Raw genomic sequence first — 14,738 nt, 5'->3', positions numbered from 1 at the left:
GCCTCAGTCGAGGCGTTCGCCGGCCTCGACCCGCCCGGTGATGGTGTTGCCGGGCGGGGCGAGGGGGCAGGTCCAGCGGGGGTTGTAGCGGCACGACGGGTGGTAGGCGAAGTTGAGGTCGAGCACGATCGAGCGGTCCGTGCCGCCCAGCCACGAGCCCTTCGCGGTGTCGAGCAGGTAGCGGCCGGCGCCGTACGACCCGTCGCCCGCGGTGCCGTCCTTGAGCGGGACGAAGATGCCCCGGCCGTACTGGTGCATCCACCACACGTCGAGGCTGCCGCCGATCGGCAGCTCGACCCGGCCGACGAGGTCCATCCGCAGCGTGCCGTCGTCACCGGCCTCGAACAGTCGCGGCTCGGTCGCGTCGACGTCCAGCAGCTCGAGCTCGAACCGGAGCGCCGGGTCGTACGGCCAGTGGGGCAGCCCGGTCTCGCGCAGCGGGTCGTCGTCGGTCAGCGGCGACTGCGGGTGCAGGCGGAAGAGGTCGTCGCGGGCGGCTCGCCACGTCAGCCAGCCCTGCTCGGGGTCCGGCTCGTCGCGCACCGCGGCATAGATCTCGGTGACGCGCCTGCGCCAGTCGACGAGGGTCAGGGACGAGGACGACATGACCCCACCGTGGCACAGCCCGCGCAGGACAGCCTGTCGGGCGGGACTAAACTCGACCGGTGAGCCCATCGACCGACACGCGCCACTCCGGGGCGTACGCGATCTGGGTCGTCGGCCTCCTGGTCTATCTCCTCGCGGTGTTCCACCGCTCGTCGCTGGCGGTCGCCGGCCTCGCCGCGACCGAGCGGTTCGGCATCGCGGCCTCCCAGCTCGCGACCTTCACGATGCTGCAGCTGCTGGTCTACGCGGCGATGCAGATCCCGGTCGGGCTGATGGTCGACCGCTTCGGGCCTCGCCGCGTCCTGCTGACCGGCGCGATCGTGCTCACGCTGGCGCAGGCCGGCTTCGCGTTCGCCGACACCTACGCGCTGGCCCTGGTGGCGCGGCTGTTCGTCGGGATGGGCGACGCCATGACGTTCATCTGCGTGCTGCGACTCGTCAACACCTGGTTCGCCCCGCGCCAGATCCCGCTGATGACCCAGCTCACCGGCGTCATCGGCCAGCTCGGCGCGATCATCGCCGCGGTGCCGATGACCCTGGCCCTCAGCAACCTCGGGTGGACGAGGTCCTACCTCCTCGCGGCCTCGCTCGGCATCGTGCTGTCGATCGCCCTGGTCGTCGTGGTGCGCGACCATCCCCAGGTGCGGTCGACGCGGGGCCCTGCGCTGTCGTTGACCCAGATCCGCGGCAGCCTCGGCGCCTCGTGGGCGCAGCCCGGCACCCGGCTCGGGTTCTGGATCCACTTCTCGACCCAGTTCAGCGCGACGACCCTCGGGCTCCTGTGGGGCTATCCGTTCTTCGTCCGGGGCGAGGGCACCTCGAAGGGATTCGCCGGTCTGCTCCTGACCCTCATGGTCGTGGCCGTCATGTCGGCCGGGCCGGTGCTGGGCTGGGCGATCGGTCGGCACCCGTGGCATCGCTCGACGATCGTGCTCTCGATCATCGCGGCAATCGTGGCGATGTGGACCGTCGTGCTGTGCTGGCCGGGCACGGCTCCCGGCTGGGTGCTGGTCCTGCTGGTGGTCGTGGTGGGCATCGGGGGCCCCGCCTCGATGATCGGCTTCGACATCGGGCGCACGTCCAATCCCGTCGAGCGCATGGCGAGCGCGACCGGCATCATCAACCAGGCCGGCTTCATCGCGAGCCTGCTGCTCGTGATCGCGATCGGCCTGATCCTCGACTGGCGCACCCCCGGCGGTGGCACGGCCTACACGCCGTCGGCGTTCCGCTGGGCGATGTCGTTCCAGTACGTCCTGTGGGCGCTCGGCATCGTGCAGATCTGGCGCTACCGGGTGCGCACGCGCGCCAAGATCATGGCCGAGGAGCCCGAGACGTACGGGCGCACCGCTCTCTGACCTGCGGGAGGGCGCTCAGCCCTGGTCGGGCTCCCGCACCAGCATGAGGTTGTTCTTGCCCTGGTGCTCCAGCTCGCCGACGGGCGCGAAGCCGCGGCTCTCGTGGAAGGCCAGCGAGACGTCGTTGGTCTCGTAGACCTCGAGAGCGATGGGCAGCTCGGCCTCGATCTCCTCGTAGAGGCGGGAGGCGACGCCCTCGCGGCGGTGGTCCTGCGAGACGACGATGCGGTCGAGATAGACGTAGTCGTCGACCAGGGTGTCCTCGAACCAGCGGTAGCGGCTCGAGTCGTACTCGGCTCCCGGCGGCACGGTGATGACGAAGCCGGCGATGCCGCCGTCACCCGCGTCGACCACGAGGGCCTGGTCGGACATCTTGACGAGCAGCGAGAGGCTCTCGTTGTCGAGCGGGCCGACGCCCTCGAGGGCGTCCTGGTTCAGCTCGACGATGGTGTCGAAGTCGGAATGGGTCATGTCGCGAATGGTCATCAGACGCTCGACGTTACGTCAACCTGGCACCGACGGCACCCTCGCGGCGGGGCTCTGTGGGTCATCCCACAGAAGGTTGACAGCCTTTCTCACATGGCGAAGGTGACCCCGGTGGCGGCTTCCGACGCCTCCCAGAGGTCGTCGGCGAGCTCCTCGTCGCGGGCGACCTTGGTCATCCCGACGAGCTTCGGGCGGCCGCGCATGCCGTTGAAGCCCGCCGGTCCGACGTACTCTCCGCCGGTCAGTGACGGGTCGGTCGCGGCCATCAGCAGCGGCCACGCGCCATGCGACGCGGGCTGGCCGATGATCTTGGTGATCTGGTGCATGCCGACGCCCGGCAGCGACAGCCCTCCGACCGAGGGGCCGGTCTTGGTGAGGTTGGTCGATGCATATCCGGGATGGGCCGCGACGCTGACGACCGGGCTGCCGGACGCCTTGGCCCGGCGGTCGAGCTCGAGGGCGAACATCAGGTTGGCGAGCTTGGACTCGCCGTACGACCGCCAGCTCTTGTAGCGGCGGGCGCTCCCCTGGGGAGTCAGCGTCGAGAGGTCGATGCTGCCGGCCGAGGTGTGGGCGATCGACGAGACCGTCACGACCCGGGCGGCGCTCGCGTCGAGCAACGGCCACAGCCCGGCGGTCCACGCGAAGTGGCCGATGTGGTTGGTGCCCATCTGCAGCTCGAAGCCGTCCGCGGTGCGGCTGTCGGGGGTGAGCATGATGCCGGCGTTGTTGACCAGGATGTCGATGCGGTCGTACGTGCTCGAGACCTCGGACGCTGCCCGGCGGGCGTCCGCGAGATCGGCGAGGTCGAGCGAGACGACGTCGACCGAGGCGCTCGGCACCTCGTTGCGGATCCGGTCGACGGTGTCGGACGCCTTGCGGGCGTCGCGGGCCGTCACGACGAGGTCGGCGCCCTTGCGGGCCAGTCCCAGCGCGGTGTGCAGGCCGAGCCCGCCGGTCACGCCGGTGACGACGGCGCGCCGTCCGGTCAGGTCGGGGATGTCGTTGGTTCTCCATGCCATGGCGTCACGCTACTGCGAGCCGGCTGTCTGCGCGGCTCGAACGGTCAGTCGTCGGCGGGCGGTCCGGCCGCTGCGAGCCGGGCGTCCTTCTTGGCGGTGCGACGGCACCAGTAGACGTAGGCGGCCCCGAGCGCGCCGGCCGTGACGCCGAGCACCGCGATGCCCTTGCCGGTGTTGACCGTTCCTGCGTAGGAGTCGACCGTCGCGTAGGCGTAGCCGGCGGTGTCGGGGCGCTTGCTCTCCGGCGTGCACACGATCCGCAGCCCGTCGCGGCCCTCCTCGAGCAGGGCGATGAGGTACCAGGTCTCGCCCTCTGACTGGGCGGTGACGCCGACGTCCTTGTCGGGGATCTCGACGCGGACCTTCTTGCGGTCGCGGCCGTGGCACGCGATCGCGCCTCGGTCGGCGTCGTTGCTGAAGACCGCGAGGGTCTTGTCCTTCGCGTCGACCCGCTCGCTGACCGGGGTGAGGGTCGCGCCGCGCACGTCGTCGAACGCGCTGGCCGCCACGGCGCTCGCGATCATCGTGCTGCCGATCGCGAGGAGGAAGGAGGCGAGATACCAGAGCGGGTTGGTGAGTCTCACCCACCAACTTTCCCACACCGGGCGTGAGTGCGGCGGCTTGACGTGGCGTGCCGGGAGGTCAAGGATCCTTCGTTGAAGGCTCAATCAATGGAGGTCACCATCATGGAAGAAATCTTCCTCATCGGACGGATCCTGTTCGTCTACCTGATCATCGGCTCGGGAGTGGGTCACCTGATGGCGACCGACGCCATGGCCGGCTATGCCCAGTCGCGCGGCGTCGCCAACGCCAAGCTCATGGTCCAGATCAGCGGCGTGGCCCTGATCGCCGGCGGCGTCTCGGTGCTGCTCGGCATCTTCGGCGACATCGGCTCGCTGGGTCTGGCGATCCTGCTCGTCATCACCGCGGTCATGATGCACGCGTTCTGGAAGGAGACCGATCCCCAGGCCAAGCAGATGGAGATGATCGGCTTCAACAAGGACATCGCCCTCGCGGGTGGCGCCCTGGTCATCTTCACGATCCTGTCGAGCGACTTCGCTCCGTACACGATCACCGGAGCCCTCATCAACTGGTGACCTGCCGGCTCGACGAGGCCCCCACAGCCTTGCGGCGGTGGGGGCTTCGTCGTTCGTGCGGGAGACGTTGAGGCTTCCGGCCCGCGCAGCGACCGTGATGCCTCAGGATCAGTCGTTCCCGGGCTACATCGGGGTGAGGGGCTCGTCGGAGCCCGTGCCCTCCGGGTCGGGGTCGTTGACGCCGGGCTTGGCCTCGGTGTCGGGCTCGGGCTGTGGCTCGTGGATCGGCTCGCTCATGGATGTCCTCTCGTCGACCCCCTGCGTACCCCGCTCGGCCCCTCGCACGCACGAAGGCCCCCACCGTGATGGTGGGGGCCTTCGTCGATCGAGTCAGATCAGAACGCTGCCTCGTCGAGCTCCATGATCGAGCCGTCGATGTTCTCGGCGATCGCCCGCTCGCCCGCGAGCAGCGGGAGGACGTTGCGGGCGAAGAACGAGGCCGCGGCGACCTTGCCCTCGTAGAACGCCTTGTCGGAGGCCGAGACCTCGGTGCCGAGCTTGGCCAGCGCGACGTCGGCGCTGCGGAGCAGCAGCCACGAGACGACGAGGTCACCGAGGACGTACACGAGGCGGGTCGTGTTGAGGCCCACCTTGTAGATGTTGGTGATGTCGCCCTTCTCGTCGGCCGGGTTGGCCGACATCAGGTCGTTGAAGATCGCGCCGATGATGGCCTGCGCGTCCTCGAGGCCCTTGGCGAGCAGCTCGCGCTCGACCTTGAGGCGACCGTTGCCGGCCTCGCTCTTGACGAACGCCTCGATCTCGGCGGCGAGGTGGCCCAGCGCCTGACCCTTGTTCTTCACGATCTTGCGGAAGAACAGGTCCTGGCCCTGGATCGCCGTGGTGCCCTCGTAGAGGGTGTCGATCTTGGCGTCACGGACGTACTGCTCGAGCGGGTAGTCCTGCAGGAAGCCCGAGCCGCCGAACGTCTGCAGCGACTCGGTGCCCAGCAGGGTCCACGAGCGCTCCGAGCCGTAGCCCTTGACGAGCGGGAGGAGCAGGTCGTTGACGGCCTCGGCCAGCGACGCGTCCTCGCCGGCGGCCTCCTTGATCATAATCTCGTCCTGCCACGTGGAGGTGTAGATCATGAGCGAGCGGAGGCCCTCGGCGAACGCCTTCTGCGTGAGCAGCGAGCGACGCACGTCGGGGTGGTGCGTGATGGTCACGCGGGGAGCCGTCTTGTCGGACGCCTGCGTCAGGTCAGCACCCTGGACGCGCTCCTTGGCGTAGTCGAGCGCGTTGAGGTAGCCGGTCGACAGCGTCGCGATGGCCTTGGCGCCGACCATCATGCGGGCGTTCTCGATGACGCGGAACATCTGGTTGATGCCGTCGTGGACCTCGCCGAGGAGCCAGCCCTTGGCGGGAGTGCCGTCGCCGAAGGTGACCTCGCACGTCGTGGACACCTTGATGCCCATCTTCTTCTCGACGTTGGTGACGTAGGCGCCGTTGCGCTCGCCGGTCAGCTCGCCGGTCTCGTGGTCGAAGTGGATCTTCGGCACGAGGAACAGGCTCAGGCCCTTGGTGCCCGGGCCACCGACACCCTCGACGCCGACGGGGCGGGCGAGGACCAGGTGCATGATGTTCTCGGCCATGTCGTGCTCGGCCGAGGTGATGAAGCGCTTGACGCCCTCGATGTTCCACGAGCCGTCCTCGTTGGGGAACGCCTTGGTGCGGCCGGCGCCGACGTCGGAGCCCGCGTCGGGCTCGGTGAGCACCATCGTGGCGCCCCACTGGCCGTCGATCATGTGCTGCGCGATCAGCTTGTCCCGCTCCGTGCCGTTCTCGAAGACGATGCGCGCGAAGCCGGGGCCTGCGGCGTACATCCAGACGGCGGGGTTGGCGCCGAGCACGAACTCCGCGCTCGACCAGATGAGGGAGGCGGGGCCGCGCTGGCCGCCCATCTCCTCGGGGATCTGGATGCGCCACCACTCGGCGTCCATCCAGGCCTGGTACGACTCGGCGAAGGCCTTGTTCATGGTGACGGTCTTGGCGTCGGCGTCGTAGACCGGCGGGTGGCGGTCGGCGTCGTCGAACGACGCGGCGAGCGGCCCGGTCGCCAGGCGCTCGATCTCGCCGAGGATGCTCTGGGCCGTGTCGGTGTCGATCTCCTCGAACACGCCCGTGCCGTAGATGCTGCCGCGGTCGAACAGCTCGAAGAGGTTGAACTCGACGTCGCGGAGGTTGCTCTTGTAATGGCTCATGCCAGCATTCCTTTGTGGGGTATGCGCTGCAGTGGGCAGCTTGCTACTGGGTAGTAACTTAAGTATCCGCCCCCCGAGGCATGAAAGACAAGTCGAATGGCAGATTGAGCCTGTCGGTCCCGTCACATGGCCTGATCAGGCCTCTGATCAGCGACGATGCGCCAGCCACTCGGGCAGCTCCTCCAACGAGGCGAGCACCAGGCCGGCTCCGCTGGCGAGCAGCTCGTCGTCGCTGCACGGGCCCGTGGTGACACCGATGCCGAACGCGCCGGCGAGCCCGGCCGCCTCCATGTCGTGGACGTGGTCACCGACGTACGTCGTCGCGCCCTGCGCACGCAGGACGTCGGCCTTGCCCTCACGCCAGGCCCGACCGAACACCTCGTCGACCTCGAGCCCGAGGCGATCCAGGTGCAGGCGGGCGTTGGGTCCGTGCTTGGCGGTGATGAGGATCGTCCGTCCGCGGCGACGAGCAGCCTCGAGGGCGCCATGGGCGCCGGGCAGCGCCTCGACGAGGTCGAGCGCGATCACCGGGTAGAGCTCGCGATAACGATCGGCCCACCGGTCGACGTCGGTGGCCGGCATCCACTGGGCGAGCTCCCACTCGACCGGTGGACCGAGTCGCGAGACGACCAGGTCGGTGTCGATCGTCGCGCCCGACTCGGTCACGATCTGCTCGTAGACGGCGCGGATGCCCGGCCGCGAGTCGATGAGCGTCATGTCGAGGTCGAAGCCGATCGTGATCACGTTCGTCACGCTACCGACGCAGGACGCACGAGAGCCGGCCACCCCGAGGGGGTGACCGGCTCTCGCGGCGGGTTCGGGCCGGATCAGAACTGGCGGGTGGGGACCCGTCCGAAGCCGTCCTTGGCGACGGTGTCGATCGTGCGGCCGACCCCGATCACGGTGATGGCGGCGAAGAGGATTCCGAGGGCGATCATGGTGGCCTCCTTCAAGGCTGTGGTGAACCGCTGGTCGGTTCGTACTTCCAGTATGGAGGCGTCAACCATCAAGGACAAGCCAACATTGCTACACGTAACGTGTAGCATTGCTACATGGACATCCATCGCCTCGCTCTCCTGAGGGAACTCGCCGAACGGGGCACGGTCGGAGCGGTCGCCGACGCGATGAAGGTCACACCCTCAGCGGTGTCGCAGCAGCTCAAGGTGCTCGAGCGGGAGGCCGGCTACACCCTCGTCGAGCCGGCCGGCCGCGGCGTCGCCCTGACGGCGGCCGGGCGTGCGCTGGCCCAGACGGCGACCGAGATCGCCGTCGCGATCGAGCGGGCCGAGGGCCGCTGGCGCGAGTTCATGGAGCGACCTGCCGGGCTGGTGCGCATCGCGACCTTCCCCACCGGCGGCGAGATGCTGCTGCCGGGCACGCTCACCCGCATGGCCGACGTGCCGGAGGTCGAGCTGGTCTGCTCCGACGAGGACGGCGTCACGGTCGACTTCGCCGACCTCACTCCCGACTACGACATCGTCATCGCCGACTCGCCGACCACCGCGGCGTCGTGGCACGACCGGGGGCTGCAGGTCGTCCCCCTCATGAGCGAGCCGCTGGACGTCGCCCTGCCGGAGGGGCACCCCCTGGCCCGCAAGGCGATCCTGTCGCCCAAGGACGTCGTCGGCGAGACGTGGATCGGTGTGCCCCACGACTACCCGTTCGACCGGGTGCTGGGCCAGGTGGTCGCCGCGACGGGCGAGCCCGTCCGCATTGCGCAGCGCATCTCCGACAACGGCATCGTGGAGTCGTTGGTCGCAGGCGGGCACGGCATCGCGATCCTGCCGCGGTTCACGACCCGCGAGCACGGCAACGGGCTGGTCACCCGTCCACTGGTCGGCATCCGCGCCAAGCGCGAGATCGCGGCCCTGCTCCGACCCGACCGGTTCGAACGACCGTCGGTGCGGCTGGTCGTGCAGGCGCTGAGGGACGAGGCGCGTGCCGTTGCCGACCAGCACCAGGCGGTCTAGCGGCACCCTGCGATAGAGGTTGTCTCGAATGACGTAGTACTTACTGATTCGGTCTAGACCGTTAGTTGCGAGCGTGGGGCAGTCTCTTGGCGCCCATCCCGGGGGCCACACTCCCAAGGAGAAATCTCGTGCGCACACGCAGTCGGGTATCGACCCGAACCACTGCATCAGTCGCGGCCACCGCCATGATGGCGGCCGGACTGATTGCTCTTGCGCCCCAGGCAGCCCAGGCTGCTCCGGGGTCGAAGACGTTCAACACGTCCGGTGGACTCAACCAGGCATGGGTCGTCCCTGCCGACGTCCACTCCCTCGACGTCAAGGTCAACGGAGCAGCCGGCGGTGCCGGTGGCTTCGAGGGCGGATCCGGCGGACGCGGTGCCAGCGGCACCGTCACGGTCCCGGTGACGCCCGGTGACACCATCACCGTCTACCTCGGCAAGCGCGGCGGAGACGCCGGCACCGACAACCCCGCGACCGAGGGCGTGGCTCCGGCCGCGGCAGGCGCGGCCAAGGGCGGCAACGGCGGCGAGGGTGCCGCGTTCAGCCTCAGTGGTGCCGGCGGCGCCGGTGGTGGCGCGACGGAGGTCTTCGTGGGCGCGGCCAGCGACGACAACCGCGCGATCGTCGCCGGAGGCGGCGGTGGAGGTGGCGGCTACGGCGGCCTGCACACCACGCCCGGCAACGGCGGCGGCGCGGACGAGGACGGCCAGAGCGGCGACGCACCGGAGTCCGAGGGCGGGCACGCGGGCGACGCGGCCACCCAGGCCGGCGGCGTCGGCGACAGCGCCTACGCGTTCACCACCGGCGGTGGCGGTGGCGGCGGTGGCGGCGGCTTCCAGGGCGGCAGCCAGGGTGCCACCTGGACCACGTCCGGCGGCGCCGGCGGAGGCGGTGGACGCTCGTACGTCAACCCGCTCTTCGGTGAGCTCGACGGATCGTGGACCAACAACGTCGAGGGCGACGGCTCCGTCGTCATCACGTACAGCTCGCAGTACGCCACGGGCGTCACGATCGACGACCCCAACACGGTCGTCACCGGCCAGATGAAGGGCTACAAGGTCTCGGTCGGCGCCACAGCGCCCGGACAGCTGCCCACCGGCTCGATCGAGCTGACGGCCGAGAGCCTGGCCGACGGCACGGTCTACCCGCTGGGGACCAAGAACCTCGTCAACGGCACCACGACGATCTACCAGGACGGCCTGAAGGTCGGGGACTACGTCCTGCACGCGACCTACACGCCGAACGGTGTCAGCGACTCGCTGCCGTCGTCGGCCGACCGTCCGTTCTCGGTGGTCAAGGGCGACACGACCACGCTGCTCGCCGGCCCGGTCGACGTCCCGAACTTCGGCGACTCGGTCGACCTCGGCGTCTCGGTGTCTCCGGTCGCTCCGGCGAAGGGCATCCCGACCGGCAAGGTCCAGTTCTTCGCCAACGGCAGCCCGATCCCCGGCGGTCTCAAGACCCTCGACGGCGACGGCAAGGCTGTCCTGACGACCACGAAGCTCCCGGTCGGCACGTACGAGGTGCGCGCCAACTACCTGGGCGACGACGAGTTCAACGCGTCGCTCGACGAGGTGTCCCTGGGCAGCTTCACGGTCAACCAGGGTGACGTCGCGATCACGCTCGAGCAGGAGCACCCGACGGCGGTGTCCGGCGAGAAGTCGAAGTTCAAGGTCGTCGTGAAGTCCCTCAAGGACAACGGCACCAAGCCCACCGGTGACGTCCAGCTCTACGTGGACGACCAGCCGCTGGGTGGGGCCGTCGCGATCAACGCCAGCTCCGGCGAGGCGCTGTTCACGTTCGAGCTGCCCGTCAGCGAGGACGGTCACCACCACATCCGCGCGGTGTACGTGGGCGACAGCAACTTCCACGAGGCGACGAGCGCCTGGATCGACCACGTCGTCAACTTCGGTGACGCGAAGGTCAAGCTGAGCAGCGACCTCAACCCCTCGCACGTGGGCAACGAGGTCACGTTCAGCATCGACGTCGACGGACTCCTGCCGACGCAGCCGTACGAGCCCACGGGCCAGGTGCAGCTGTACGTCAACGGCTCGGCGTTCAACGGCCCGGTCGACATCGACGGTGACGGCAAGGCGACCGTCGCGACGGACGACCTGCCGGTCGGCGCCAACAAGGTCTATGCCCAGTACCTCGGAGACTCGCGGTACAACGAGGCCAGCAGCGGCGAGCTCTCGCAGATCGTCGAGAAGCAGCTCTCCGTCGTGACGCTCTCGGCGAACGCCGCCGAGCTGCAGTACGGCGAGACGCTGACGCTGACCGCTCACGTGGACACCGAGAAGGGCGACCTGGCGAAGGGCTTCATCCAGTTCTACGACCAGGGTGTCGCGCTCGGTGACCCGGTGCTCGTCGACGGCGAGGGCAACGCCACGGTCAGCTCGAACAAGGTCAGCAAGGGCCCGCACCAGTACACCGCGGAGTTCTTCGGCAGCGACAACGAGGTCGACGGCGTCTCCAACACCGTCGAGGTCACGATCCTCAAGAACACGCTGCAGTTCAAGCTGATCACCAACAAGGTGCCGGCGTACGAGGGTGAGGAGATCCTCCTCCACGCTCGTCTGCAGGCCGATGCCGGCAGCAAGGGCAAGATCGCCGGAACGATCCAGTACTACACCGATGGCAAGAAGTACGGCCTGCCCGTGCCCGTCAACGGTCAGAACTGGGGCTCCAAGGTGGTCCGCAAGCTGAAGCCGGGCCTGCACCGGTTCTCGGCGAAGTTCATCCCGTCGGCGGACTCGCCGTTCGAGTCGAACTTCAACGCCGGTGTCATCCAGCGCGTCCAGAAGGGTGACCCGAACGCGCGGGTCCGCATGAGCGTCAAGCGGACCAGCGAGTCGACGGGTGACCTGCGGGTGCGCGTCCGCAAGGACAACGGCAAGTACTCGGGAGGCTTCGTCCAGATCTACGTGGACGGCGTGCCGACCAAGCTGCTGAAGCTCAAGACCGGTGGAGCGGTCACGACGTACACGCTGACGGACCTCCCGGACCGCCACGTGATCGTCACCGCGAACTTCCGTCCGCGGGGCAGCACCAAGCAGGCCGGCAAGAGCCTGACGCTGTACAGGTTCTGACAGCGGCTCGCGCCCAGTGACTGCCTGGTCCTCGGATCCCCGGGGGCCAGGCAGTCGGCGTGTGCGGGCGGCTCTGGCACCAAGACCGACGTGCTCCTGCACGGCTTCGCGCACGAGGGTCGTGCAGGAGCTCGTGGGCCTCGGTGCCGGTTGTGGCTCGTCGTTCAGGCGGAGTGCTGGCGCAGGGCGTCGGCCAGCTGGCTGCGGCGGTTGACGCCGAGCTTGGTGAAGACACGGGCGACATGGGTCTCGACCGTGCGCGCCGACAGGTGGAGGCGCTCGGCGATCGCGGGGCTGGTGAGCCCCGCCGCGACGAGCGACGCCACCTCGGCCTCGCGCTTCGAGAGCGAGGCGCTGACGACCGGACGGCGTGGGACCCAGCGGCCGAGCCGCCCGAGCTGGGCTGCCGAGGCGTCCTCGAGCGCGGTGTCACCGGTCAGGATCGCCGAGATGTGGGCGACGAGCGGAGCGGCGACCGGTGCGTCGACCAGTGGTGACAGCTCCTCGACCCTGGCGGCCACGCCGCTCTCACGGGCGACCTCGGGATCGGCGAGCGCGACGAGGTCGAGCGCCCACAGCTCGACGAAGGGAAACTCGTGCTCCTGGGCCCAGAGGGCCATCGACGTCGCCCGGCCCACGGCCTCGTGGTCCTTGAGCCCGATGAGGGTGCCGATGACATGGGCGCGGATGTCGGCCTCGAACGCGCGGCTGCCCCGCATCGGGGTCCGATCGACCCGCAGGCACAGCTCGCGGGCGCGATCGTGGTCGCCGACCATCATGGCGCTGAAGGCCTCGCCGGCCAGTGACCAGGCGAAGAAGCCGCTCGGGTCACGGACCTCGAACAGGCGCCGCGCGATGCGGTACTTCTCGTCGGCCTCCTGCCACCGCCCTTCTGCGGCGAGCAGCCGTGCGGCGCCCGCATACGTGAGGGCTGAGTCGAAGCGGGTCGTGCCGGTGGTCATCCGGGGGTCGGGTCCCTTGCTGCGTGCCTCGGCGAGGCGTCCGGTCAGGAGGTGGACGAAGAACGTCACGAGGTAGATCTCGGTGCCCACCCGCGGCATGCGTGCGTCGTGGGTCGCTGCCGCCGGGAGATAGCGGGATGCGAGAGCCGTGGCCTCGGCCGATCGTCCGGCCCAGGTGAGCGCCAGCATCGTCGGGGCCACGGCCTGCAGGTGCCAGGCCGACGACGACGGCACACGCGAGGCGAGCTCGTCCGCGACGGACAGCGGCGCGCGGAGGTCGCCGGCCCATCCGCGGCGCGCGATGCGCGACATCCGATGTCGTTGGGCGTGCTCGGTGCGGTCACCGCGACCGACCAGGGGGCCGTAGACCCGGTCGATCGTCTCGAGGGCACGCTGCGGCTGGTCGAAGCCGTACTGCTCGAGGTCGGCGCGCAGCTCGTGGATCGCCAGGATGCGGTCGGCCGTCGACTCGTCGAGCGACGTCGGGGTCTCGCGCAGCAGGAAGAGCGCGGCGTCGACGTCGCGCAGCGCCTGCACGGGGTGGTCGCGAAAGCGCAGCTCTCGCGCACGGATCGCGAGGGCCTCGACGGCGGTGGACGTGTCGCTCGTCCGATCGATCGCGGCCGTCGCGACGCTGATCGCGAACTCGTACTGGCCGAGGGTGCTGGCGGCCCGTGCGGCCCTGACCAAGTCGGACGCCTGGATGTCGAGCCCGCACTCCAGGGTCCACGCCGTCCACCTCAGGAAGCCACTGAGCGTCTGCTGCGTGGACGAGGTCGCCTCGCCGTACAGCGCGTGGTGCAGCGCGTGGCGGCGGCTGGGCGTGATCATGCTGCGCACGCACTCGGCATAGATGGGGTGGGAGAGCCGCAGGACCGGTGTCGAGAGGCGGCTCGAGGTCAGGCCGTCCTCGATGCGGGCGATCCCCCCGTCGACCAGCTGGTCGAGCACGGCGTCGTCGACCAGGGGGCGGGCCAGAGCGACCGAGACGGGCTCTGCCAGGGCGATGAGCTCGACCGCCTGCCGCTCGGGTGCGGAGAGTCGTCCGAGCTCGGCCGAGATGAGGTCGACGAGCCGCGCGTTGGGTCCGGCCTTTCCCTCGCGGATCCAGGTGCCGTGGCGCTGGACGATCGTGTGGTCGGCGAGACCCGCGCGCACCAGCTCGCGGACGTACATCGCGTTGCCGTCGGTCGAGCGGATGACCTCTCGTACGAGCTCGCTGTCGACGGGGCCGCCGAGGGCCGCCCAGAGCACGTCGTGCACCTCGTCGGTGGTGAACGGCGGGACGTCGATGCGGGCGACGAGGTCGTCGCGCCACAGGTCGACGAGCGGAGCGACGGGCCGGCGGCCGGAACGGATCGTCACCAGCAGGTCGGCCCCGTCGAGGCGGCACAGGTTGGCGAGCAGCTCGGCGCTCGCATCGTCCAGCAGGTGCGCGTCGTCGACCGCGACCGTCACGCGCCGGCCGCACGAGTGCGCCACCAGGTGGTCGTGCACGAGCCGCGCGATGTGGCGCGGCGTGCGCAGGGAGGCGACGTCGACCCCCGCGAGCAGGCCGTCGACCGCGCTCAGCGGGATGCCCGACTCGGCGTGCGAGCCGATGACCGAGAACCACTCGCGGGATCCCGGCTCACCCTTGTCCAGGGCGACGCGCACCTCGTGGGCGAGGTGGCTCTTGCCGACGCCTGCCTCGCCATAGAGGGCGACACCCCGGCGTGCTGTGAAGGACGCGAGCGCGTCCGCGAGCTGATCGCGCGGCAGCGTCGGCCACGGCGTCGACAGGTCTGCCTGCACTCTGACTCCACACGGACAGCGGTCTGCTGATGACAGTTGTCTCGCGCGAGCTGCACGCGAGGCTCCCTGCTGTCACCGGCGTCACCGCAACGGCCCTCGTCCCGATGGCGGGAATCGAACCCGCTTCCCCGTCGTGAGATGGGTGCTGTGCCAGTCAGC

The 14,738-nt window shown here is 69.6% G+C and carries 11 protein-coding genes; 4 read left to right on the top strand and 7 right to left on the bottom strand.

What is annotated here, in order from left to right; translation table 11 throughout:
* Positions 1 to 3: 3 nt before the first annotated feature.
* Positions 4 to 606 (bottom strand): DUF1684 domain-containing protein, encoded by a 603-nt coding sequence (locus tag HQK15_RS03175; protein ID WP_173489962.1) that lies wholly within the window; start codon positions 604 to 606, stop codon positions 4 to 6.
* A 59-nt stretch (positions 607 to 665) separates the two neighbouring features.
* On the opposite strand from HQK15_RS03175, the gene HQK15_RS03170 reads away from it, so the two are divergent.
* Complete coding sequence (locus tag HQK15_RS03170) at positions 666 to 1,961, top strand: MFS transporter (protein ID WP_367649045.1); 1,296 nt, start codon at positions 666 to 668, stop codon at positions 1,959 to 1,961.
* Between the two features lie 15 nt (positions 1,962 to 1,976).
* On the opposite strand, the gene HQK15_RS03165 is transcribed toward HQK15_RS03170, so the two are convergent.
* The 3 genes from HQK15_RS03165 to HQK15_RS03155 all read right to left on the bottom strand — a co-directional run bounded on the left by HQK15_RS03165 (position 1,977) and on the right by HQK15_RS03155 (position 4,053).
* A complete protein-coding gene (locus tag HQK15_RS03165; protein WP_173489961.1) occupies positions 1,977 to 2,432 on the bottom strand; it encodes a GNAT family N-acetyltransferase in 456 nt (151 codons plus the stop codon).
* Between the two features lie 104 nt (positions 2,433 to 2,536).
* A complete protein-coding gene (locus tag HQK15_RS03160; protein WP_173489960.1) occupies positions 2,537 to 3,469 on the bottom strand; it encodes an oxidoreductase in 933 nt (310 codons plus the stop codon).
* Between the two features lie 44 nt (positions 3,470 to 3,513).
* Positions 3,514 to 4,053 carry a hypothetical protein gene (locus tag HQK15_RS03155; RefSeq protein WP_173489959.1) on the bottom strand — a complete coding sequence of 180 codons (540 nt, stop codon included), beginning with the start codon at positions 4,051 to 4,053 and terminating at the stop codon, positions 3,514 to 3,516.
* A gap of 87 nt (positions 4,054 to 4,140) precedes the next feature.
* On the opposite strand from HQK15_RS03155, the gene HQK15_RS03150 reads away from it, so the two are divergent.
* A complete protein-coding gene (locus tag HQK15_RS03150) occupies positions 4,141 to 4,566 on the top strand; it encodes a DoxX family protein (RefSeq protein ID WP_254450665.1) in 426 nt (141 codons plus the stop codon).
* A 335-nt stretch (positions 4,567 to 4,901) separates the two neighbouring features.
* Here HQK15_RS03150 and HQK15_RS03145 read toward each other — a convergent pair whose 3' ends face one another.
* Both HQK15_RS03145 and HQK15_RS03140 read right to left on the bottom strand, forming a co-directional pair.
* Entirely contained in the window at positions 4,902 to 6,764 is a 1,863-nt protein-coding gene (locus HQK15_RS03145) for an acyl-CoA dehydrogenase (protein ID WP_173489958.1), read from the bottom strand.
* A gap of 147 nt (positions 6,765 to 6,911) precedes the next feature.
* Positions 6,912 to 7,508: an HAD family hydrolase gene (locus HQK15_RS03140; protein WP_367649044.1), complete on the bottom strand. Its 597-nt coding sequence runs from the start codon at positions 7,506 to 7,508 to the stop codon at positions 6,912 to 6,914.
* A 308-nt stretch (positions 7,509 to 7,816) separates the two neighbouring features.
* Here HQK15_RS03140 and HQK15_RS03135 point away from each other — a divergent pair, with 308 nt between their 5' ends.
* Together HQK15_RS03135 and HQK15_RS03130 are read left to right on the top strand one after the other, a co-directional pair.
* A complete protein-coding gene (locus tag HQK15_RS03135; RefSeq protein WP_173489957.1) occupies positions 7,817 to 8,734 on the top strand; it encodes a LysR family transcriptional regulator in 918 nt (305 codons plus the stop codon).
* Between the two features lie 128 nt (positions 8,735 to 8,862).
* On the top strand, positions 8,863 to 11,823 hold the full coding sequence (locus tag HQK15_RS03130; RefSeq protein ID WP_173489956.1) for an Ig-like domain-containing protein: 2,961 nt from the start codon (positions 8,863 to 8,865) through the stop codon (positions 11,821 to 11,823).
* 164 nt (positions 11,824 to 11,987) lie between these two features.
* Here the strand turns inward: HQK15_RS03130 and HQK15_RS18965 are convergent, their stop codons facing one another.
* Positions 11,988 to 14,579 (bottom strand): helix-turn-helix transcriptional regulator, encoded by a 2,592-nt coding sequence (locus tag HQK15_RS18965; RefSeq protein ID WP_173489955.1) that lies wholly within the window; start codon positions 14,577 to 14,579, stop codon positions 11,988 to 11,990.
* Positions 14,580 to 14,738: the final 159 nt, after the last annotated feature.

The sequence above is a fragment of the Aeromicrobium stalagmiti genome, from assembly GCF_013283745.1.
GTDB classification, from domain to species: Bacteria; Actinomycetota; Actinomycetes; order Propionibacteriales; family Nocardioidaceae; genus Aeromicrobium; species Aeromicrobium stalagmiti.
Note: the sequence above shows the minus strand (reverse complement) of the source record. Positions and strands in the feature narration are given on the sequence as shown.